The sequence below is a fragment of the Clostridium sp. genome (assembly GCF_036569345.1).
In the GTDB taxonomy this organism is placed as follows: Bacteria; Bacillota; Clostridia; order Clostridiales; family Clostridiaceae; genus Clostridium_AD.
The window spans coordinates 87,432-110,154 of record NZ_DATCQT010000029.1; the positions used below are offsets into that span (position 1 = coordinate 87,432).

General features: G+C 31.7%; 18 protein-coding genes. 14 read left to right on the forward strand and 4 right to left on the reverse strand.

The annotated features are described in order from the left end of the window. Positions 1–60: 60 nt before the first annotated feature. The gene (gltB, locus tag VIM70_RS02655; protein ID WP_331943871.1) at positions 61–4,581 is read right to left on the reverse strand and encodes a glutamate synthase large subunit; all 4,521 of its coding nucleotides are present in this window, start codon (positions 4,579–4,581) and stop codon (positions 61–63) included. A 176-nt stretch (positions 4,582–4,757) separates the two neighbouring features. Next, positions 4,758–5,474: an SGNH/GDSL hydrolase family protein gene (locus tag VIM70_RS02660; RefSeq protein WP_331943873.1), complete on the reverse strand. Its 717-nt coding sequence runs from the start codon at positions 5,472–5,474 to the stop codon at positions 4,758–4,760. 527 nt (positions 5,475–6,001) lie between these two features. Between VIM70_RS02660 and VIM70_RS02665 the strand changes: the two genes are divergently transcribed. The 11 genes from VIM70_RS02665 (at position 6,002) to VIM70_RS02715 (ending at position 20,457) form a co-directional block, all read left to right on the forward strand. Continuing rightward, complete coding sequence (locus VIM70_RS02665; RefSeq protein ID WP_331943875.1) at positions 6,002–7,051, forward strand: aliphatic sulfonate ABC transporter substrate-binding protein; 1,050 nt, start codon at positions 6,002–6,004, stop codon at positions 7,049–7,051. A gap of 14 nt (positions 7,052–7,065) precedes the next feature. Then, the gene (locus tag VIM70_RS02670; protein ID WP_331943877.1) at positions 7,066–7,905 is read left to right on the forward strand and encodes an ABC transporter ATP-binding protein; all 840 of its coding nucleotides are present in this window, start codon (positions 7,066–7,068) and stop codon (positions 7,903–7,905) included. Continuing rightward, positions 7,835–8,611, forward strand: a complete 777-nt coding sequence (locus VIM70_RS02675; RefSeq protein WP_414648649.1) for an ABC transporter permease — start codon at positions 7,835–7,837, stop codon at positions 8,609–8,611. The genes VIM70_RS02670 and VIM70_RS02675 overlap by 71 nt, the downstream gene beginning before the upstream one ends. 29 nt (positions 8,612–8,640) lie before the next feature. Further along, complete coding sequence (cysC, locus tag VIM70_RS02680; protein ID WP_331943881.1) at positions 8,641–9,222, forward strand: adenylyl-sulfate kinase; 582 nt, start codon at positions 8,641–8,643, stop codon at positions 9,220–9,222. A 14-nt stretch (positions 9,223–9,236) separates the two neighbouring features. Then, entirely contained in the window at positions 9,237–10,916 is a 1,680-nt protein-coding gene (locus VIM70_RS02685) for an adenylyl-sulfate reductase subunit alpha (protein WP_331943883.1), read from the forward strand. Further along, complete coding sequence (locus VIM70_RS02690) at positions 10,906–11,220, forward strand: ferredoxin family protein (protein ID WP_331943885.1); 315 nt, start codon at positions 10,906–10,908, stop codon at positions 11,218–11,220. The genes VIM70_RS02685 and VIM70_RS02690 overlap by 11 nt, the downstream gene beginning before the upstream one ends. A gap of 12 nt (positions 11,221–11,232) precedes the next feature. After that, on the forward strand, positions 11,233–12,033 hold the full coding sequence (gene cysD, locus VIM70_RS02695) for a sulfate adenylyltransferase subunit CysD (RefSeq protein ID WP_331943887.1): 801 nt from the start codon (positions 11,233–11,235) through the stop codon (positions 12,031–12,033). An 18-nt stretch (positions 12,034–12,051) separates the two neighbouring features. Beyond that, entirely contained in the window at positions 12,052–13,761 is a 1,710-nt protein-coding gene (locus VIM70_RS02700) for a sulfate adenylyltransferase subunit 1 (RefSeq protein ID WP_331943889.1), read from the forward strand. Between the two features lie 199 nt (positions 13,762–13,960). Then, complete coding sequence (locus tag VIM70_RS02705; protein ID WP_331943891.1) at positions 13,961–15,661, forward strand: ABC-ATPase domain-containing protein; 1,701 nt, start codon at positions 13,961–13,963, stop codon at positions 15,659–15,661. A 35-nt stretch (positions 15,662–15,696) separates the two neighbouring features. After that, entirely contained in the window at positions 15,697–16,728 is a 1,032-nt protein-coding gene (locus VIM70_RS02710; protein ID WP_331943893.1) for a threonine aldolase family protein, read from the forward strand. Between the two features lie 300 nt (positions 16,729–17,028). Then, positions 17,029–20,457: a pyruvate carboxylase gene (locus VIM70_RS02715; RefSeq protein ID WP_331943894.1), complete on the forward strand. Its 3,429-nt coding sequence runs from the start codon at positions 17,029–17,031 to the stop codon at positions 20,455–20,457. A 25-nt stretch (positions 20,458–20,482) separates the two neighbouring features. Here VIM70_RS02715 and VIM70_RS02720 read toward each other — a convergent pair whose 3' ends face one another. Together VIM70_RS02720 and VIM70_RS02725 are read right to left on the reverse strand one after the other, a co-directional pair. Beyond that, positions 20,483–20,629, reverse strand: coding sequence for an LDCC motif putative metal-binding protein (locus VIM70_RS02720; protein WP_331943896.1), 147 nt, complete (start codon positions 20,627–20,629; stop codon positions 20,483–20,485). Between the two features lie 173 nt (positions 20,630–20,802). After that, positions 20,803–21,390, reverse strand: a complete 588-nt coding sequence (locus tag VIM70_RS02725; RefSeq protein ID WP_331943898.1) for an HD domain-containing protein — start codon at positions 21,388–21,390, stop codon at positions 20,803–20,805. Between the two features lie 200 nt (positions 21,391–21,590). On the opposite strand from VIM70_RS02725, the gene VIM70_RS02730 reads away from it, so the two are divergent. From VIM70_RS02730 to VIM70_RS02740, 3 genes are all read left to right on the forward strand, one after another. Further along, the gene (locus VIM70_RS02730) at positions 21,591–22,025 is read left to right on the forward strand and encodes a hypothetical protein (protein WP_331943900.1); all 435 of its coding nucleotides are present in this window, start codon (positions 21,591–21,593) and stop codon (positions 22,023–22,025) included. A 33-nt stretch (positions 22,026–22,058) separates the two neighbouring features. After that, positions 22,059–22,310 carry a hypothetical protein gene (locus tag VIM70_RS02735; protein ID WP_331943901.1) on the forward strand — a complete coding sequence of 84 codons (252 nt, stop codon included), beginning with the start codon at positions 22,059–22,061 and terminating at the stop codon, positions 22,308–22,310. A gap of 110 nt (positions 22,311–22,420) precedes the next feature. After that, on the forward strand, positions 22,421–22,723 hold the full coding sequence (locus VIM70_RS02740; protein WP_331943902.1) for a hypothetical protein: 303 nt from the start codon (positions 22,421–22,423) through the stop codon (positions 22,721–22,723).

Consider the following 22,723-nt stretch of genomic DNA (forward strand, 5'->3'; position numbering starts at 1 on the left):
AAAAATTGAAAACCTAGAACCGTACCTATTAAAAATAAATAGAGAACCGTCCCATATCTTCTATTTACCTTCTAATATTGCTTTATAAGCGGTTGGTATTACTTTTTTAAACTTTAACTTATATTCATTCCAGTTATCTAGGATTTTTTTTGCTTTATGACTGTTTGTAGCTTCAAAATGTTCTTTTATTATTGAATTTAGTTGATTAAAATCTGCTTTGGAAGTTATTAAATCAAGATCAATCATCTCCATATTACATTTTGATTGGAAGGTATCATCTTCATCTATAACATATGCTATGCCGCCGCTCATTCCTGCTGCAAAGTTCCTACCGGTTTTTCCGATAACAACTACAATTCCTCCAGTCATGTATTCACAACCGTGGTCTCCAATTCCTTCAACTACAGCCTGTGCTCCTGAATTTCTTACAGCGAAACGTTCACCTACTAATCCATTTATAAACAACTTACCAGAGGTTGCTCCATAAAGAATCGTATTTCCTGCAATGAAGTTTTCATCTTGAGTAAAGCTACAATTTTCTGGTGTCTTTACAATGATTTTTGCACCGGATAATCCTTTACCGACATAGTCATTTGCATCTCCTACTAATTTGAGTGTTAATCCATTAGCACCAAATGCTCCAAAACTTTGACCTGCTGCTCCAACGAAATTTAATATTATTGTATCGTCGGGCAATCCTTTTGCACCATATTTCATAGCAATTTTTCCACTAAGCATTGCACCAACCGATCGATTAACATTTTCAATTTCTAGGTAAGAGGTACTTTTATACCCATTTTCTAGGGATTCTTTTGCCATTTCAATAAGCTTATAGTCTAGTGAATTATCTAAACCATGATCCTGTGATTTAACGCAATACCTTTTAATTCTTTTTGGCATATCAGGTTTATAAAGAATATTCGATAAATCTAGATCCTTAGCTTTCCAGTGGTCAATAGCTTTTTTCTGACTGATTTTATCTACCCTACCTACCATTTCATTTATAGTTCTAAATCCAAGTTTTGCCATATGTTCTCGTATTTCTTGAGCAATAAAAGTAAAGAAATTAACAACATATTCAGGTTTTCCTTTGAAATTCTTACGAAGTTCTGGGTCTTGAGTTGCAATACCCATATCACAAGTATTTAAATGACAATTTCTTAGCATAGTACAGCCTAGTACTACAAGAGCTGTAGTTGCAAATCCAAATTCTTCTGCTCCAAGAAGTGCAGCTATAACAACATCACGGCCTGTTTTAAGCTGACCATCAGTTTGAACTGTTACTCTGCTTCTTAAATTATTGAGTAGCAATACCTGCTGGGTCTCAGCAAGTCCTAGTTCCCAAGGAAGTCCTGCATGTTTTATAGAAGATAGTGGGGAAGCACCTGTTCCTCCATCATGACCACTTATTACTATAGCATCCGAATGAGCCTTAACAACTCCAGCAGCTATTGTGCCAACACCTAATTCTGAAACTAATTTTGTACTTATTCGTGCTCCAGGATTTACACTCTTTAAATCATAAATAAGCTGAGCTAAATCTTCAATTGAATATATATCATGATGAGGTGGTGGTGATATTAAATCAATTCCAGGGGTTGAATGCCTGAGCCTTGCTATATTAATATCAACTTTTTTGCCAGGTAGTTGGCCACCTTCTCCAGGTTTTGCTCCTTGAGCTATTTTTATTTGTAATTCATCTGCATTAACAAGATACTCCGTAGTAACACCAAATCTAGCAGAAGCTATTTGTTTTATTGCGCTTCTCCTTAAGTCTCCATTTTGATCAACTATGAATCTATCGGGATCTTCTCCACCTTCACCAGTGTTGCTTTTTCCACCGAGTCTATTCATAGCTATAGCCATAGTTTCATGGGCTTCTTTACTAATTGACCCAAAGGACATAGCACCTGAACAGAATCTCTTAACAATTTCGCTAACTGGTTCTACACTCTCTATTGGAATACCATTCCCATAATTAAGTTCGAATAATCCTCTAATTGTACATAAATGTTTATCTTGTTCATTTATGATTTTTGAATATTCTTTATATAAATTATAATTATTTGTTCTAGCAGCCACTTGAAGTTTAAATATTGTATCAGGGTTAAATAAGTGGTATTCTCCTTCTTTTCTCCAAGAATATAATCCTCCAACGTCTAGTTCAGCTATTGGTTTTCTTAACTTGTTGAAGGCATTTTTATGTCTAATTAATACTTCCTTTGCTACGGTTTCTATACCAATTCCGCCAATTCTTGAGGGAGTTCCTCCAAAATATTTTTCTAGAAAATCAGAACTAAGGCCAACTGCATCAAAAATTTGTGCTCCATGATAACTTTGTATAGTCGAAATTCCCATTTTTGATAATATTTTTAGTAGTCCTTGTGATATAGCATGTATATAGTTTTCATGAGCTTTTTCAATTGAAATATTTTCTATATCACCCTCATCAATTATATTATCAATAGATTTAAATGCTAGGTATGGATTAACACCTGTAGCACCATAACCAATTAATAAAGCAAAATGCATGGTTTCCCTTGCTTCTCCTGTTTCAACTATAATAGATACAAAGGTTCTGGTTTTTTCCCTTGTTAAGTGCTGCTGAACAGCAGATAACGCAAGTAAGCTCGGTATTGCAGCTTCATAAGAATCTACTAATCTATCACTAAGAACTATAATATTATATCCTTCTTTTATTCTTGCAGATGCACGCTCGCAAATTTTATCAAGTGCCAATTTAAAACCTTCAACTCCTGTATCTGCTTTAAAAGTTATAGGAATTGTTGTAGTTTTAAAAGCATTATCTTTTAAATTTTTAATTTTAGCCATTTCTAAATTTGACAAAAGAGGTCTACATATTTCTATAAATGGATTATCATTATCGTCTTGATTTAAAACATTATATTGAGAACCTACATAGTTCATTAAAGACATTACCATTTTTTCTCTAATTGAATCTATTGGAGGATTGGTAACCTGAGCAAAAAGTTGCTTAAAATAAGCAAATAAAAGTTGTGGTTTATTAGATAAAACAGCAAGTGGAGTATCATTTCCCATAGAACCAATAGGTTCTTTTCCACCTGTTGCCATAGGAGCTAAAATGATTTTTAAATCCTCTAGTGTATATCCAAAGGCTTGCTGTTTTTCCTTTAACATATCTTTATCTATTACAACTTCATCAATTACAGCATCAAAATCTTCTAAATAAATTTTATTTTTTAATATCATTTCTCCATAAGGCTTGTTTGTACAAACTGTTTTCTTAACCTCGTCGTCTGTAATTATTCTTCCTTCATTTGTATCAATTAAAAACATCTTTCCTGGTTGAAGTTTGCCCTTTTTCTTGATATCCTCTGGTTTAAATTTAAGTACTCCAGCTTCTGACGCAAGAACAGCAAAGCCATCCTTTGTTATTACATATCTTGCTGGTCTAAGTCCATTTCTATCTAATGTTGCACCTATGCGAATGCCATCTGTAAATGCAACAACAGCAGGGCCGTCCCATGGTTCAATAAGTGATCCATGATATTCATAAAATGATTTTTTATAATCTGGCATATCATCATTTGACATCCAAACTTCAGGAATTAACATCATTAAACTATGAGGTAGAGATCTTCCATCCATTTTTAAAAGTTCTAACATATTATCTAAGGAAGCAGAGTCGCTACCATTAGGACTAATAATTGGAAATAGTTTCTTTAAGTTTTCTCCGTATACATTAGATTTTATTATTCCTTCTCGTGCATTCATCCAATTTCTATTTCCTCTAATTGTGTTTATTTCACCATTATGAGCCAAATATCTAAAAGGTTGTGCTAAATCCCAAGTTGGAAAGGTATTTGTACTATATCTTTGATGAACAAGGCAAAGTGCACTTTTAAAATTTATGTCTTGTAAATCAATATAAAAGCCTTTTATTTGGTCAGCAAGTAAAAGACCTTTGTAAACAATTGTTCTACTAGAAAGACTACAAATATAGAAATATTCTGTGTTTCTATTAACCAATTTGATTACTTCTTTTTCAGCTCTTTTTCTTATAATATAAAGTCTTCTTTCAAATTCCTCTTGAAGTTCATCTTCTGTAAGCTCTGAATCTTCGGAATTTGACCCTAGGAAAATCTGTCTTATAATTGGCTCAGTTCCTTTTGCCGTCTCACCAATATTTCTATTGTCTATAGGAACAGATCTCCAACCTAATATCTTTTGTCCTTCTTCTTCTGCAATTCTTTCAAATATTCCTTCACATTGAAATCTTAGTGCAGGTTCTTTTGGTAGAAAAATCATTCCAACAGCGTATTTACCCACTCTAGGTAATTCGAGTCCTAGATTGTCACAGCTAATTCTAAAAAATTCATCTGGAATTTGTACGAGAATGCCGGCACCATCACCAGTTTTAGGATCTGCCCCAACAGCACCTCTATGGGTTAAATTCACAAGAACCTTTAAACCCTTTTTTATAATGCCATTGGTTTTTTCACCTCTGATATTTACTACAAAGCCAACACCACAATTATCTTTTTCAAACGCAGGATCGTACAATCCTTGCTTTTCAGGATAACCAATGCTATTTTTCACAATATTACCCCCTTTTTATTATATAAACGAATTATATAAATTGTACCACGATTTTGTAATTATGCAAGTTTGATTTTAAAGAAATTCAAATTTATCAATTTACAGACTATATTAAGGATCTTTTACCAATGATTGTACAAAAGAAAATAGTGATTCTAAAAGAACCACTATTTTTTTTAACTCTGTAATAAAAATTTATAATTTTCTTCTATAAATTTTAATATAACAGTTGCTATTAATGATTGACCCTCTGTATTTGGATGTATTCCATCAATACATAAAAGCTGACTGTAATCACTATATTTTAAAAACGCTGAACGTACATCTATAAGTAAGGTCCCAGTTTCATTTGCCACCTCAGTAATCATTTTACTATATGAATTATGCCAGGTGAAAAGCCTATCTTTTGTACCTAACCAACTTAAAATATTTTTCTCAGCAAATGAATCTTCTTTAGAAATCCAATTAAAATATTTTAGAGGGTCAAGTGGGGGCAGTGTCATTAGAACAGGAAGTATGTGATTAATTTTCAATGTATCGATCATTGTAAGTAGTGTTTCACGAAAAGTAAAAATATCAGTATTTGGTTTGTATTCCAGGTCAGGATTTTTGGCGATGTCATCCCAATTATAATCGCAATCATTACCACCAAATTCTACTAAAACCATATCAGGCGATTTTTTGATCACATCATTGTACATCTTACGTGCGCCCCTTAGAATGGTATTGCCGAATTTACCTGCATTGTACACAGGTCCTTTTATTTTATTTTCAACGATGCTCGTAAAGTTTTCTTTTAAAGTTGCGTATTTAGATCTTTTATCATCGTAAATAATTCCTTTTGTAATAGAATCTCCATAAGCTACAATAACGTAACTATCTTTTATTTCCATAATATACCTCCATAAAATCAAATTATAAGTTTCTAAATTGATTATTTTAATTAATTTAATGTATATTAAAAATATACCACATAATTATAAATAATACAAGACATAGTTATCAAAACTATGTCTTGTATAAATATTTTCACTTACATTATGTTATTACGAGATTTAAATCTATACTTTCTCCACCTTCATATTCTCTACACAAAATCTATCTATTATGTACTTATCGCAGATAAATTTATGAATATAGATATTAGCTGGTAAAACTTAAGTGGATATTACTAAGTACTCTATTGACAATTAATTAAACTAATGATAATATACACCTAACCTATAGGAAAAGTATGAATATGATTTAAGCTAAGACTATGAATAATTAAATTCATTAGACCTGCTTGAAACTTTGATATGCTAATTATAGGAACTAAGTACTTCTGACAAAATTGTAAAAAGTTAAAAATGTAATCATTGTGTTATTATATTGAATTGTTATTATTATGGTTTAATATTTTTATACAAGGAGGTGTAAAATGAAAAATTCGCATAAGGTTAAATCTTCTATTGTATTATTGTTAGGTATTTTATTAATTGTAGGAATATCAGGATGTTCACCTAAAAAAGTCGAAAATGCGAATGAAAATGTTAATGTTAGGGTTGGATATTTTCCAAACATAACCCATTCACAAGCTCTTGTAGGGAGAGAACAGGGGAGTTTTCAAAAGGCTATAGGGAAAACAAACAAACTAGAGTGGAAATTATTTAATGCAGGGCCAGCAGAAGTAGAAGCACTTTTTGCAAAAGCTATTGATATAGCATATATAGGGCCTGGGCCAGCGATTAATGGATATGCAAAATCCAAAGGAGATATTCAGATTATTGCAGGTGCAACTGACGCAGGAGCAATATTTGTATCTAGAAAAGGATTAGTTATTAAAAATCTAAAGGATTTAAATGGTAAGAAAATTGCAGTTCCACAGTTTGGAAACACTCAAGATTTAACACTTAGAAATATAATGTCTGAGAATGGACTTAAAGATACAACAAAAGGTGGAACTGTTGAAGTAAGACAAGCATCTAATGCAGATATTTTAAGCTTATTACAAAAAGGAGATATAGATGCAGCCTTGGTACCAGAACCTTGGGGTTCTAGACTCATTAAAGAGGCGAAAGCAAATATAATTTTAGATTACAAGGAATTATTTAGAAAAGGAAAATATACATCTGCTGTAGTAGTTGTTAGAACGGAATTTTTAAATGATCATCCAAAAATTGTTGAAAATTTTCTAAAAAATCATGTAGATATAACAGAGTATATTAATAAGAATCCAGATACGGCAAAGAAAATAGTTAATAAACAAATTATTGAATTAACTAAAAAACCAATAGACAAAGATGTTTTAGATGCTGCTTTTAATAGGTTAACAATTACAAATAATCCGGAAAAGGATTCTGTACTTGATTTTGTTAAATTTTCACTTAATGAGAGTTTTTTAAAATTAAAGCCAGATACAAAGGATTTATTTAATCTTACTATCTTGAATAAAGTTCTAAAAGCAAAAGGATTAGACGAAATAAAATAATAGAGGTGATAAATTTGAGTCTTATTGTTAAGGATGTTAGTAAGGAGTTTGTTTCTAAATATAAAAAGACAAGCACACTCCAAAATTTTAATTTAGAGATAAAAAAGGGTGACTTCGTTTGTATATTAGGACCTTCTGGTTGTGGAAAATCTACTTTGCTAAATATTTTAGCAGGACTTGAAAAGGCAACTAAAGGTGTGGTTATACTTAATGGCAATGAAATAACTGGACCAGGACCAGATAGGACAGTAATGTTTCAGGAAGCCGCATTATTTCCGTGGCTTAAGGTAATCGATAATGTAGAATTTGGAATGAAGATGGCTGGAATGCCTAAGGAAATTAGATATGAGAAGGCGCTACATTATCTGAAAATGGTACATCTGTCAAAGTTCCAGAATTCTTATGTGTATGAGCTTTCAGGGGGGATGAAGCAGAGAGTAGCACTCGCTCGTGCACTTTCTCTTGACTCAGAAATACTTTTAATGGATGAACCATTTGCGGCACTTGATAGTCAGACTAAAATGATGTTGCAGCAAGAATTGCAACGAATATGGGTAAATACAAAAAAAACAATTATTTTTATTACACATAATGCAGAAGAAGCTGTTTATTTAGCCAATAGAGTTGTAGTTATGGCGGCTAATCCAGGTAGAATAAAGCAAGAGTTTGTTATAGAACTTGCAAGACCAAGACAGATGGAAAGCAGTGATATATCTTATTATACTAGTAAAATAATGAAAGCATTAAAAGAGGAGGTGGAGAAGGTTGCAAAAGCAGAGTACGATGGTGATTGGGATTTTAAAGAGAATTCTATTCTATATCCTTCTGATAGTAATATGGGAGGGGATTTATAAACTAGGTGTTGATATTCTAAGAATTTGGAGGCCTTACATTTTTCCATCACCTATAGATGTTTTTGGTACTTTAGCAGTTTTAATAAAAGATAACACAATAGGTATAGCCATTGTTGCAAGTTTGAAGAGAATTATAGTGGGATATTTTATTTCAATAATAATAGGAGTGGCGTTAGGACTCACAATTGCTAAATTCAAATATTTAGACGAGAATTTAGGACCATTAATTTTAGGATTACAGACTTTACCTAGTATTTGTTGGTTGCCTTTCGCAATTTTATGGTTTGGACTTAGTGAGATTTCTATTATTTTTGTAATTGCAATTGGTTCTACATTTGCGGTGGCTATGTCAGTTAAATATGCGATAAAAAATGTTAATCCACTATATATTAGAGCTGCAAAAACTATGGGAGCAAAGGGTAGTAAAATTTATACTCAGGTAATCCTGCCAGCTGCATTACCAGATATAGTTAGTGGATTAAAGCAGGGGTGGTCTTTTGCATGGAGAGCTCTAATGGCAGGGGAAATGCTTTCTTCTACAAAAGGTCTTGGGCAAGTGCTTATGGTAGGTAGAGATTTAGCAGATATTAGCCAAGTTGTAGCTGTAATGATAGTAATAATAATTCTTGGGCTATTAGTGGATAAACTTGTTTTTTCTAGATTAGAGAAAAATATGAGGCATAAATGGGGTCTTGACAGGGTGTAGTTTTTAAAAAATGATGGAGGTTGAAATAAATGAGTACTGAGAATCTTACATGGCATGAGGCAAATGTAACTAGGCAGCATAGAGAAAAAATGCTCTCACAAAAATCTAAGTTATTATGGTTTACTGGATTATCAGGTTCTGGTAAGTCTACAGTTGCAAACAGATTAGATAGTAGGTTAAATGAAAAAGGACTTACAACTTATTTGTTGGATGGTGATAATGTTCGTCTTGGAATAAATTCGGATCTTGGATTTTCTATGGATGATAGAAGTGAAAATATAAGAAGAATTGGTGAGATTGGGAAATTATTTGTAGATGCAGGAATCATTACTATAGCTTGTTTTATTTCTCCATTAAAAGTAGACCGCGAGAAGGTACGAAAAACCTTAGGTGAGGATTTTATTGAAATATTTGTAGACTGTCCAATAATTGAATGTGAGAAAAGAGATCCTAAAAATTTATATAAAAAGGCAAGACAAGGCGTAATTAAAGAATTTACAGGAATAACTTCGCCTTATGAAGAACCTGAAAATCCTGAAATTGTGGTAAATACAAAGGATCAAAATATAGATCAATGTGTAGACAAAATATTAGATTATTTAAAGCTATAGTTTAGGAGGTTACGATGAAACTTGAAATAAAAACTTTGGAAACTGATGTATTAGTTGTTGGTGGAGGCACCGCTGGATGTTACGCTGCATTAACATTAAGTAAGAATGAAGAGATGAACATTATAGTAGTAGATAAAGCTAATATAAAAAGAAGTGGATGTTTAGCTGCAGGAGTTAATGCAATCAATGCTTACATTAATGAAGGATATACCCCAGAAGACTTCGTAGATTATGTTAAAAAAGAAGCTGAGGGAATAATTAGGGAAGACCTTGTATATTCAATTGCACAAAATTTAAATAAGGTTACAAAAAACATGGAGAGTCTGGGGCTTACAATTTTAAAGGATCCAGATGGAAAGTATGTCACTCGTGGCAAAAGAAGTATTAAAATCAATGGGGAAAATATAAAACCTATTCTTGCAAATGAGGTTAACTCAAAGAAAAATATAAAGGTAATAAACAAGGTAAATATAATAGATTATATTATTAAAGATAATGTGGTAATTGGTGCTTACGGGTTTCATATAGAGGAAAATACTTTTTATGTAATTTATTCTAAGGCTGTTATTTGCACCACTGGTGGAGCTTCTGGTCTTTATAAACCTAATAATCCTGGTTTTTCTAAACATAAAATGTGGTATTCACCCTTTAATACGGGGGCAGGTTATGCTATGGGAATAAGAGCGGGAGCTGAGATGACTTCTTTTGAAATGAGATTCATTGCACTCAGGTGTAAGGATACTATAGCACCGACAGGCACGGTAGCCCAAGGGATTGGTGCAAAGCAAGTTAATGCCTATGGAAATGAATATGTAAAAAATTACGGCAAGCCTTTAACCATTACAAGGTTATTTGCGACTGTAGAAGAAAATAGAAAGGGCCTCGGTCCATGCTACCTAAAAACTAAGGGAATTTCAAAAGTTGAAGAAGAAGAACTTTACAAGGCATATCTTAATATGGCACCAGCGCAGACTTTAAAATGGATTGAGGATGGGAAGGGACCTAGCTTGAAAAATTTAGAGATAGAAGGTACAGAACCTTATATAGTTGGTGGACACGGGGCAAGTGGCTATTGGGTGGATACAAATCGAGCTACTACTATTTTAGGCTTATATGCGGCTGGGGATGTAGCAGGTGGAAGCCCAAAAAAATATGTAACTGGTTGTTTTGTAGAAGGCGAAATTGCATCTGAAGCTGCAATTGGTTTTATAAAAAACAAGAATAATAAGTTACTAGGTCAAGAAGAAATTAACTCTAAAGCAATATTTTTAGAAGCTTTTCTTAAAAATTGTAAAAGTGCATTTTCTATAAATGAAATTGAAGAGTCAATGCAAAAGGTAATGGATGAATATGCAGGTGGCATATCTAAAAATTATGTGTTTAGTTCTAAGAGATTGCACATAGCCAGTGAAAAAATAGAGGAACTTTTAGGACTTTCAAGTAATCTAGGGGCAAAGGATATGCGTGAACTTTTGAAAATATTTGAAGTTATTGATAGATTATATGTTTGCAAAGTCCTGATAGTTCATCTTCTAGAGCGAAAAGAAACCCGTTGGAAATGTTATGGTGAAAATGCAGATTACCCGGAAAAAGATGAAAAATTGCTTAAATATGTCAATACAATATATAAAGATGGCAAGGTTAAAGTTGTTTTAAGAAATTTAATAAAGCGAGATGAAATTTATGAGCATTAAAATTGATGCACAAAAATGTGTGGGATGTGGGAAATGCCTTGAAACTTGCCCAGGAAATCTTATATCCAAAAATGAAAAATCAAAAGCATATATAAAATACCCAGATGAGTGTTGGGGATGTTGTGCATGTGTTAAGGAATGCCCGGTAGCAGCTATAAATTATTATCTTGGAGTTGATATCGGAGGTAAAGGGACTTATTTAAATACGAAAAAAGAAAAAAAACTTCTTCATTGGCATATCTTTAAACCGAATAATGAAGAGATAATTATAACAACAGATGAAACAGAGGGTAATAAATATTAGGGAGGTAAAATTATGGATCATTTAGATGAATTAGAGGCAGAAAGTATTTTCATATTAAGAGAATCTTATAAAAAATTAGGTAAACTTGGAATGTTATGGTCAATTGGAAAGGATTCAACAGTATTATTATGGTTATCAAAAAAGGCTTTTTTCGGACATTCTCCTTTCCCGTTTATTCATGTAGATACAAAGCATAAAATTCCGGCGATGATTGAATACAGGGATAAAATTGCTAAAGAGTTTAATATCGACCTTATAGTGCATACAAATCAGGAAGCAATCGACGCAGGTATGGGACCAGATAAAGGAAGACTCGTTTGTTGCAAGGCACTAAAAACAGATGGCCTTCAACAAGTGGTTACTAAATATGAATTTGATGGATTAATTCTTGGAATTAGAAGTGATGAGGAAGGTTCTCGCTCTAAGGAACGAGTATTTAGTGAAAGAAATAAGGACTCAGAGTGGGATTATACAAATCAAGCACCAGAACTTTGGGATCAATTTAAAACTGATTTTCCAAAAGGAAATCATATTAGGGTTCATCCAATACTTCATTGGAATGAGATAGATATCTGGTCTTATATACAGAGAGAAAATATCCCACTTATAGATTTATATTTTGCAAAGAACGGTGAGAGATACAGAAGCCTTGGATGTGCTGAGTGTACTGGTAAAATAAAGTCTAATGCGGTGACGATTGATCAAATAATTGAAGAATTAAAACATACTACAACAGGAGAAAGAGCAGGCAGAGCTCAAGATCAAGAAGATTCATATGCTATGCAAAAACTTCGTAAAGATGGTTACATGTAAGGGAGGGGTTTATTACTAATGGAAAATACAAGAGAACAATTAAGAATAGTTGCAGTAGGACACGTAGATCACGGTAAGTCTACAGTAATTGGAAGATTATTGTATGATACAAAATCACTACCAGAAGGTGCAATTGAAAAAGTTAAAAGAATTGCTAAAGAAACAGGTAAACCTTTTGAATATGCGTATCTATTAGATGCTTTTGAAGAAGAACAAAAGCAAGGAATTACAATAGATACAACGTCACTTCAATTTCATACGGACATGCGGGACTATGTAATTATAGATGCACCAGGACATATAGAATTTCTTAAAAATATGATTACAGGTGCAGCTAGTGCTGAAGCTGCGCTTTTGATAATAGACGCTAAAGAAGGCATTCAAGAACAATCTAAAAGACATGGTTATATATTATCACTACTTGGTATAAAGCAGGTGTGTGTTGTAGTTAATAAAATGGATCTTATAGATTACAGCCAGGAAAAATTTAATGTTATAAAAAATGAAATGAATGTTTTTCTAAAAAAATTAAATGTACATCCAATGAGTTATATTCCTATTTCAGCATTTTACGGTGAAAATTTAACTTCAAAATCAGATAAATTATTTTGGTACAAAGGAGAAACCGTGCTTGAATCATTAGATTTATTTACTCAGGAAGAAGGACTAGAAGCAAAGCCATTAAGATTCCCAATTCAAGATGTATATAAGTTTGATAATAGACGTATAATTGCAGGAAGAATAGAAGCAGGTACACTTAAGGTTGGCGATGAAATTCTTATTTCTCCGTCTAACAGAACCACAAAAGTTAAAAGTATAGAAGCATTTGTCGAAAAAGATAGGGTAGATACTATAAGTGCAGGAATGTCAGTGGGAATTACTTTTGAAGATGAGTTTTTCAATAAAAGAGGAGAAATAATTTCACATATTGATAATGCTCCTGTAATTGCTGATGTTTTTACAACAAACATATTCTGGATGGGGAAAAATAGTTTAGTAAAGGGTAAGAAATATAAGATAAAACTTGTAACTCAAGAAGTAGAATGTGAAGTTGTATCTTTTAATAAAGTTATAGATGCAAGTACTATAGGAACTTATGAAAATGCAACTGAGGCAAAAACCAATGATGTAGCAGAAGTTACTATAAGGACAAAGGGAAAAATATGTTTTGATAAGTTTGCGGATAACCAAAACACTGGTAGATTTGTAATTGTAGATGGTTATGATGTAAGTGGTGGTGGAATTATTTCTGGCATTGTAGACACTGCTGGAGTAATTGCAACAAGTTTTAGTAAGGATCAGGTTAAACTTCCTATTAATTGTTTTGATGAATATTATTTTGATATTAAAGCATTACAAATTAAGAAAAAGTTAATAAAGGCTACTCAATATAAAATAGGTGACAGCGTGCCTTTCCTTGGTGAAAGTTATGATTACACAAAAGACTTCGATGTAATAGCTTTAAATGCTAATCTTGTTGCTAAAATAAGAAATGGTAAATTAGCAGATATTATAAAAGTTACAGATTATTCATACGTTACAACAACTATTATTAATGAAAAAGGTTTTGGTATCAAATTAACTTCAGAGAAAGATTTATCATTATACAAAAATGAATATAAAAATGGAATCAATGAAAAATTCGCAAATAAATGGCTTGATTTTATCCAATGTAGAACTATTAAGTTTAGTGATATTATTGATGAAATAGTAGAATATGAAATTTAAATTTTAAGGGGGTAATGCCCCCTTTTTTTTGCTTATTGATACAGCAATTAAATATGTGTATAATTAATACTAGGCTAACTAAAATAACAAGCCATATGTGCGACAACATAGAAAGTTACTAAACAAAACATTCATAGTTTAGTAGCTTTTTTTATTATAAAAAAGTGAAAATTTTTATAAGGAATAAAAGGAGAGTTATATGAAAAGTTTGGAAGTATTAAAAAAAGAATTAGATAGAATTGATGGGAAAAGTTATAGGCTATATAAAGATTTAGAGGGAGAATATGATTTTGGAAGTTTTGTCCTCAGCATAGATCATGTTCAAGGTGATCCATTTGCGTCTCCTTCAAGAATTAGAGTAATAGTAGACCAAAAAAATGCTAAATTCCCAAATGAAATTTTTAATAACAAAAATAAAAATATAGCTACAGCAGATTATTTAACAAGAGAATTTTATTCTAATATAAATAAATGCTCTCAAAAGGTTTTTGGATCTGGGAAAAGTGGGTTAATAGCTATAAGCAAATGTCCACAAGAGATACTAAATAGAACTTCTATAATTATAGATGAGGATAAAATAGAAGCTAGATTTTATGTTGGATTTCCAGCAAGAGGAAGAAGTGTTTTATCAAAAGAACTTGAGAAAATTTTATATAATGTTATACCTAGCATTGTAGAGAAAACTTTAATCTATAAAAATATTGATAGTGAAGGATTAATAAATAGAGTAGAGTTGGTGGAAGATCAAGAATTTATAAGAAATGGGTTATCAAGCAGGGGACTGATTGCATTCGTAGCTAATGGATCAATGCTGCCTAGAGAGAGTGGTGTCTCTACAAAAGCATTAAAAGGTGGCAAAGCATTTGTATCCCCAAAGGGATTAGAAGTGCAGTTTAATACAAAAAGTAAAGGTTTAATTTGCGGTATGGGTATTAAGGCCGGCATAACTCTTATAGTAGGTGGAGGATATAATGGTAAATCTACATTACTAAAAGCTTTAGAGCTTGGAGTTTATAATCATATTGAGGGTGATGGAAGAGAGTTTGTAATAACAGATGGATCAGCGCTCAAAGTACGGGCGGAAGATAGTAGATTTATTACTAAAACTGATATATCACTTTTTATAAATAATTTACCTAATGGGAAAGACACAAAAGAATTCTGTACGGAGAACGCAAGTGGAAGTACATCACAAGCGGCGAGCATAATTGAAGGAATAGAAAGTGGAGCTAAGTTATTGTTAATTGATGAGGATACTTCTGCCACTAATTTTATGATGAGAGATGACTTAATGCAAAAATTAGTCAACGCAGAAAAGGAGCCAATCACACCTTTTATTGAAATAGTGAGGCCTTTATATATACAAAAATGTATTTCAACAATAATGGTTGTAGGAAGCTCAGGAGATTTTTTTGATGTAGCAGATTGTGTAGTCTTATTAGATAATTATGATGCGTTAGATGTTACAAAAGAAGCCAAAAAACTAAGACATGGTAATATATTGAAAAGAGTTAATGATAGAGATTTAAAAATAGATATTAATTTTAATCGGAAAGTAAAAGAGAAAACTATAATTAAAGGAGAAAAAGGTCTTAAAATCAAAGCAATAGGATTAAGCACATTATGTATAAACAGAGAGGACATAGATTTAAGGGGTGTGGAGCAGATAGTTGATAACGAACAAATAAATGCTATCGGCTTAATTATGAAGTGGGTTGAGGTAAGTATTATGAATAAAGGCTTAACCTTTGCTAATATGGTGGATAATATAATTTGCCTTATAGAGAAAAATGGGTTAATATCAATAGAAAAAGTAAAAGGTGGAAATGGAAGTTTAGCAATGCCGAGAAAACAAGAAATAATGGCATCATACAATAGATATAGAAACTTAAAAATATAAAAAATAAAAATTATAATAGAAGGCGAGGCAAAATAATGTATAGTTTTAAAAATGATTATAGTGAAGGAGCCCACTTAAGCATATTAAAAGCTTTAATGGAATCAAATATGGAGCAAACAGATGGGTACGGAGAAGATAAGTATTCACTTGGGGCTATTAAATTGTTAAAGGGTAAATTAAAATCGAATGATGTTGACATTCATATGCTTTGTGGTGGAACTCAAACAAATCTAACTGTTATTTCTGCTTTTTTAAGATCTCATGAAGCTGTCATTTCAGCAAATACTGGGCATGTATTAGTTCATGAAACTGGTGCAATAGAGGCAACTGGCCACAAAGTTATTAGCATAGAGGTAGAGGACGGAAAACTTAATCCAAGTCATGTTAAAATAGCAATAGATATGCATACAGATGAACATATGGTAAAACCTAAGATGGTTTATATATCAAATCCAACAGAAATCGGTACTATATATAAGAAACAAGAATTAAAAGATTTAAATGATTTTTGTAAAAAAAACAATATAATTTTATATATGGATGGGGCAAGACTCGGATCTGCTTTATGCTCAAAAGAGAATGATATAAAAATTTCAGATTTGCCAAATCTTACTGATGCTTTTTACATAGGTGGAACAAAAAACGGTGCATTAATGGGAGAAGCTCTTGTTATTTGCAATGATTCACTTAAGGAAGATTTCAGGTATCACATTAAACAAAAGGGAGGACTACTTGCAAAGGGAAGGTTAATTGGTATACAGTTTTTAGAGTTATTTAAAGATGATATCTATTTTGAACTTGCAAAACATGCGAACGGTATGGCAGAGATATTAAAAATAGGAATTAGTAATTGCGGATATAACTTTTTAATAGATTCGCCAACAAATCAAATATTTCCAATATTACCTAATAAAATAATAAAGAAGCTAGAAGAAAAGTATTCATTTTTTATATGGCAAAAAGTCGATAATGATAACTCGGCTATTCGACTAGTTACATCATGGGCTACAAAGGAAGAGGCTGTTAAGTCATTTATTGAGGATTTAAAGTTAATAAAAAGGATATAACGATAAAAATTGCATTATACTTATGACGGAATGAGTAATTAGATATAATTATTAGTTTTAGAAATAAAAGAGAATTCATAAAGCAGAAGGCTGCTCCTTGAACTCTCTTTTATTTAACTTTAATCTTTTTTTAGCAAAATATAGCTTATTACAATCATTTGATTTATAACAGTCGTATTGCATTAAACAATGCAATCTTTATTTCATTGCATTTTTGCGTAAAATCCTGTATTCTAATGAATAATGATTAATAAATAATGAATAATGAAATAGATTATAGATTAAGAGGGGGTAACAAAAGTGAGGAAATTTAAAAGAGTATTAGTAGCCAACAGAGGTGAAATTGCAATCAGGGTTTTTAGAGCTTGTAATGAACTTGGGATTCGTACAGTAGCAATTTATTCAAATGAGGATAAATACTCATTGTTTAAAACTAAGGCAGATGAGGCTTATATGATTGGTAAAAACAGGGGTCCTGTTGATGCATATTTAAACATTGAAGAAATAATAAGCCTTGCAATTAAAAAGGGAGTAGATGCAATTCATCCAGGGTACGGATTTTTGTCAGAGAATCCTGAATTTGCGAAAAAATGCACCGAAGCAGGTATCGAATTTATAGGACCAACAGCGGATATGATGGATAGTCTTGGTGACAAAATTAAGTCTAAAATTGTTGCAAATGCTGTAGGTGTTCCAACTATACCTGGAGATAAGAAAGTAGTTGAAACGATAGACGAGGCAAAGAAACTAGCAGAAAAATGTGGATATCCGGTTATGATAAAGGCAGTTGCTGGTGGTGGTGGACGTGGGATGAGAATTGTACGAAGCGAAGACGAGTTGTCCTCATCTTATAAAAGTGCTAAAAGTGAAGCAAAAAAAGCTTTTGGTATTGACCATCTTTATGTAGAAAAGTATCTTGAAAAATCTAAACACATAGAAGTGCAGGTTCTTGGGGATAAGTTTGGAAATGTTGTTCATTTGCATGAGAGAGATTGCTCAATTCAAAGAAGGCATCAAAAGGTTGTAGAATATACTCCTGCATTTTCAATATCACAGGAAAAAAGAAATGAAATTTGTAATGACGCACTAAAGATAGCTAAATCAGTAAATTATAGAAGTGCCGGAACTTTGGAGTTTTTAGTAGATACTAAGGGAAATCATTATTTTATAGAAATGAATCCTAGAATTCAAGTTGAACATACTGTTACAGAAATGGTAACGGGTATTGATATAGTTCAAAGTCAAATACTAATAGCTGAAGATTATGCTTTAAATTCACCTCAAATAGGAATTAACTCACAAGAAGATGTTAAGGTTAATGGATATTCTATCCAGTGTAGGATAACAACAGAAGATCCTTCTAATAATTTTGCACCAGATACTGGGAAAATAGAAGAATATAGAACTGGCTCAGGTTTTGGAATAAGGCTAGATGGAGGAAATGGGTTTGCTGGAGCTGTAATCAGCCCTTACTATGATAGTTTGCTCGTAAAAAATATATCATGGTCTAGAACCTTTAAAGATGCTATAAAGAAGTCAATAAGAGCTATAGAAGAAACTAGAATTACAGGAGTTAAGACTAATATAGGTTTTCTAATTAATGTATTGAATCATCCTACTTTTTTGAAGGGTGAATGCAATACAGATTTTATTGAAGAAAACCCAGAATTAATATCAATTGCACCTCATGCAGATGAAGAAGATAGAGTGCTTAGATTTATTGGCGAAAAAATGGTAAATGAAGTAAGTGGCATTAAAAGGCTTTATGATGTGCCAGTAGTTCCTAAAATTATATTGCCAGAAAGATTAGGTGGGACAAAACAAATTTTAGATAATCAAGGTACGTTAGGCCTTTTAAAATGGATTAAGAGTCAAAATAAATTACTTCTTACAGATACTACAATGAGAGATGCACATCAGTCTTTAATGGCAACTAGGATGAGAACTAAGGATATGTTAAAGATAGCAAGTGCTACCGCTGTCTATGGAGCAGATTTGTTTTCTCTTGAGATGTGGGGAGGAGCAACTTTTGATGTAGCATATCGCTATTTGAATGAATCTCCATGGGAAAGATTAACAGAACTTAGAAAGAAAGTTCCAAATGTTCTTTTTCAGATGCTTATACGTGGGGCAAATGCAGTAGGTTATAAAAATTATCCGGATAATGTAATTCGCGAATTTATTAAAGAATCAGCAGCTACAGGCATTGATGTTTTTAGAATTTTTGATTCTCTTAACTGGCTAAAAGGAATGGAAATTTCAATCGAAGAAGTTATTAAAAGTGGCAAGGTTGCAGAGGCTTGTATTTGTTACACAGGTGATATCTTAAATGATAAAAAAGATAAATATAATTTAGATTATTACATTAAGCTTGCAAAGGAAATAGAAAAAACTGGAGCCCATATTTTGGGAATAAAAGATATGTCTGCATTGCTTAAACCTCATGCTGCATTTAAGCTAATTAATGCTTTAAAGCAGGAAGTAGGAATGCCTATTCATCTTCATACTCATGATACTACAGGAAATGGAGTTGCTACGGTTTTGATGGCAGCGCAAGCTGGTGTTGACATTGTAGATACAGCCTTTAACAGTATGTCAGGACTTACAAGTCAACCAGCTTTAAACTCAGTTGTTGCAGCACTTAAGAATACTGACAGAGATACAGGTATAGATTTAAAAGGGATACAGGGTATTTCAGATTATTGGGATGCTGTAAGACCAGTTTATGATGGATTTAAATCAGATTTGAAATCTGGATCTGCTGAAATTTATAGATATGAAATTCCAGGAGGTCAGTACTCTAACCTTAAACCCCAGGTAGAAAGTTTTGGTCTTGGACATAAATTTAATGAAATTAAAGAAATGTATAAAGATGTAAATGACATGGTAGGGGATATTGTAAAGGTAACACCATCATCTAAGATGGTTGGAGATTTTGCAATATTTATGGTTCAAAATGATCTTACACCAGAAAATATATATGAAAAAGCAACTAAGATGTCTTTCCCAGATTCTGTTGTATCATATTTTAAAGGAATGATGGGTCAACCAATGGGAGGATTCCCAGAAAAACTTCAGAAATTAGTTTTAAAGGGTGAAAAGCCAATTACTTGCAGACCGGGTGAATTACTTCCTGATGAAGATTTTGATAAGATAGAAAACCACTTAATAGAGAAATTTAATATTACTCCAGATAAAAAAGATATACTAAGCTATTCATTATACCCTGAGGTATTTGATGCATATATAAAATATACTAAGGAGTTTGGAGATTTAAGTAGAATAGGTAGTGATGTTTATTTCCACGGGCTTAATGAGGGTGAAACCTGTGAAGCCGAAGTTGCTGATGGAAAAACTTATATGATAAAGTTGCTTCACATTAGCAGATTGAATTTAGAGGGAAATAAAGTTCTTGTTTTCGAGGTTGATGGAAATAGAAGAGAAATAAAGATAAAAGATAGAAATAACAAAGCTGTTCGGGATTTTGCGGCAACCGATATGGCGGATCCAGAAAATCCATCAGAGATTGGATCACCAATACCTGGAACCGTTTTAGCCATTCTTGTAGCAGAAGGAGACACAGTAACTGAGAATCAACCATTAATGACAGTTGAAGCTATGAAGATGGAAACTAGGGTTATAGCTTCAAAAGCAGGCAAAGTTGAGTCAATTAATGTTAAAGAAGGTCAACAGGTAAAGGCTGGAGAGTTATTAATAAATTTAAAATAGAAATAATGATAAAAACCCTAAAGATTTAAACTTTAGGGTTTTTACCATTATTAGTTTTTGGCTTACTAGAGTTTAATCCACAGCAACCTAATTTCTTATCGCCAAAACTTTCTTTATTGGCTTTTTCCATATTTTTTATAAAATTATTGTACCATTTTTTTATCATATTCATTTATATCCCTCCATTTAATCTATCTTAATTTAATAAAAATATTTATTTTGCATATTATTAGTTTAACATAATAATATGAAGATAATATGATTGATACTTTTAAAGTTAAAGAAAAACATATCATATCATTATTAATACGAAAAGGCATCTACTTTTATTAAAGTAGGTGCCTTTTAAGAGCATTCCATATATATTGGTATATTATATATTTTTGAAAATAAGGAGGATTTCTGTTTGCATCTTTTTATTATTATGTTAGAAGACTCCCCCTTAATTAGAATGTTTAAAATACCGTTTTCCATTTCAACTTTTTCTAGTGAAACTTGGAGATTGTGTTTATGATCTAGGGCATCAGCAATTCTAAGAATAGATGTTAATTTTAGTAGGGTGACTCTTTCCTTAGCTGAGTATAAATCTAAAGAATCATCAATAGATTTTCCATGTCCACTGGCAATGAATGCTAAACTGTCTCTAAGATTAGCTGGTATATTGTATAAAAGTGGTTCCTTTAGAATAATGTATTTTGTATGCTGATGATGTTTTTTTTTGTTAATAAAATAACCTATATCATGGAGAAGTGCACTGTAATGAAGGAGATTTCTTTCTTCAGATTTAACATCACAGAAAGTATTTAGTGAATCAAATAAACGAAGGGCGCAACTTGAGACTTTTTTTCCATGGGTTGCTATCTCAGAGACAGTATACTTATCTAATACTTTAAAAAGTTCTCTTTCACTTAAATAGTTTACAATATTAAGCATGCTATTCTCCTTTCAAGATTAGGTATCTTGGCCTTGATACCACAAACTATATAAAGTATATGTATTAAGAATAAATAACATGCTTACAGATTATTAATTATTGAGAGCAATATTATATCGCTTTTATTTTTTTTGTCAAGAATAAATCTAGCATAAATGGTAAACAATATAATTTTAGATGTAAATAAGAAGGAGTGATTATGATGGAAACAACTATAAATAATGACAAGAATCAACTTCAACAGGAAATTGACGATTTAAGACAAAAATATGACACACTTCTTAAGGATGTAAAGGGGCTTGAGGATAGTAAAAACAGTATGAATGATATTGTTGAAAATTCATATGAGGTGGTACAGAGTGTTAGCAAAAATGTGGAGAATATTATGAATGAATTAAACAACTTTAAAAAAGATTATGAAAATAATTCATTTAGTAATATGTTCAATGAAAATAAAATGGAATTTTCATTGAAAAAAATTCTTATTAATCCTTTGAGAAAAATAGCTATTGGAACTATACAATCTGTCTTTTTAATGATGGATAAAACAGTAGAAGGAATGTCAAATGTAAAAGAAGGCTTTGAAGATATAGTGGCGGAAGCTCAATATGAAAATAAAAAGAAACATATTTAGATTTTTTAAGTAAGTTATATGAGGGAGAGCAAAATGAATTCATTAGATATAAACACAACTTCAAACTCTCTAAATAATATTGAAGAAGAGTTATCAAAGGTATTAATTTGGTCTTTGAATGAAATGAAAAATAGTCCATCAAAGGAAAAAGAAATAATATCTCTTTGGACAAAACACGTATTCCATATAGGTGATTTGTTATTTTTGGAATGTGAGCGAACGGGAAATAAACATGTTTATAAAAAATTAATTAAAAGTATGATTTTCAAAAAAAATAAATTTTAGTGTCCCTTTGCGGGGGCAAATTTTTTTGTGCTTTGTATGAATTTAATGTTTAACAACTAAATTAAAGGGAATAATTTAGTTATTAAAATTCATTAATGGAGGTAACCTTTATGAAAAAAAGTGATTTGTTAATTGGTTTGGGTATGGGCATAATTGGGTGCAAATATTATAACTCATTTAAAAATAAATTTAAACCAGGAATAGTAAAAGTTGTAGAAAGTACAATATCATTAGGTGAAAACACAAAAGACTTTTTTAAGGAAGCAACAGAAACAGCGCTAAAACTTAATAAGGAAAGTTATAGAAAGATTAATGAAGATAGTACTAAAGAAAAAGAAGCTAATACAAGTGAAAATATAGATAATTTGAAAAAGCAGCTTGCAGAAATAAAAAAGCAGCTTTCAATACTATAG

Bases quoted from the DNA above. Each gene is read 5' to 3' on its own strand.
- VIM70_RS02660 (WP_331943873.1), bottom strand. From the start codon at position 5,474: ATGGAAATAAAAGATAGTTACGTTATTGTAGCTTATGGAGATTCTATT.
- VIM70_RS02665 (WP_331943875.1), top strand. From the start codon at position 6,002: ATGAAAAATTCGCATAAGGTTAAATCTTCTATTGTATTATTGTTAGGT.
- VIM70_RS02675 (WP_414648649.1), top strand. From the start codon at position 7,835: ATGGTGATTGGGATTTTAAAGAGAATTCTATTCTATATCCTTCTGATA.
- cysC (WP_331943881.1), top strand. From the start codon at position 8,641: ATGAGTACTGAGAATCTTACATGGCATGAGGCAAATGTAACTAGGCAG.
- VIM70_RS02685 (WP_331943883.1), top strand. From the start codon at position 9,237: ATGAAACTTGAAATAAAAACTTTGGAAACTGATGTATTAGTTGTTGGT.
- VIM70_RS02690 (WP_331943885.1), top strand. From the start codon at position 10,906: ATGAGCATTAAAATTGATGCACAAAAATGTGTGGGATGTGGGAAATGC.
- cysD (WP_331943887.1), top strand. From the start codon at position 11,233: ATGGATCATTTAGATGAATTAGAGGCAGAAAGTATTTTCATATTAAGA.
- VIM70_RS02700 (WP_331943889.1), top strand. From the start codon at position 12,052: ATGGAAAATACAAGAGAACAATTAAGAATAGTTGCAGTAGGACACGTA.
- VIM70_RS02705 (WP_331943891.1), top strand. From the start codon at position 13,961: ATGAAAAGTTTGGAAGTATTAAAAAAAGAATTAGATAGAATTGATGGG.
- VIM70_RS02710 (WP_331943893.1), top strand. From the start codon at position 15,697: ATGTATAGTTTTAAAAATGATTATAGTGAAGGAGCCCACTTAAGCATA.
- VIM70_RS02720 (WP_331943896.1), bottom strand. From the start codon at position 20,629: ATGAATATGATAAAAAAATGGTACAATAATTTTATAAAAAATATGGAA.
- VIM70_RS02725 (WP_331943898.1), bottom strand. From the start codon at position 21,390: ATGCTTAATATTGTAAACTATTTAAGTGAAAGAGAACTTTTTAAAGTA.
- VIM70_RS02730 (WP_331943900.1), top strand. From the start codon at position 21,591: ATGATGGAAACAACTATAAATAATGACAAGAATCAACTTCAACAGGAA.
- VIM70_RS02735 (WP_331943901.1), top strand. From the start codon at position 22,059: ATGAATTCATTAGATATAAACACAACTTCAAACTCTCTAAATAATATT.
- VIM70_RS02740 (WP_331943902.1), top strand. From the start codon at position 22,421: ATGAAAAAAAGTGATTTGTTAATTGGTTTGGGTATGGGCATAATTGGG.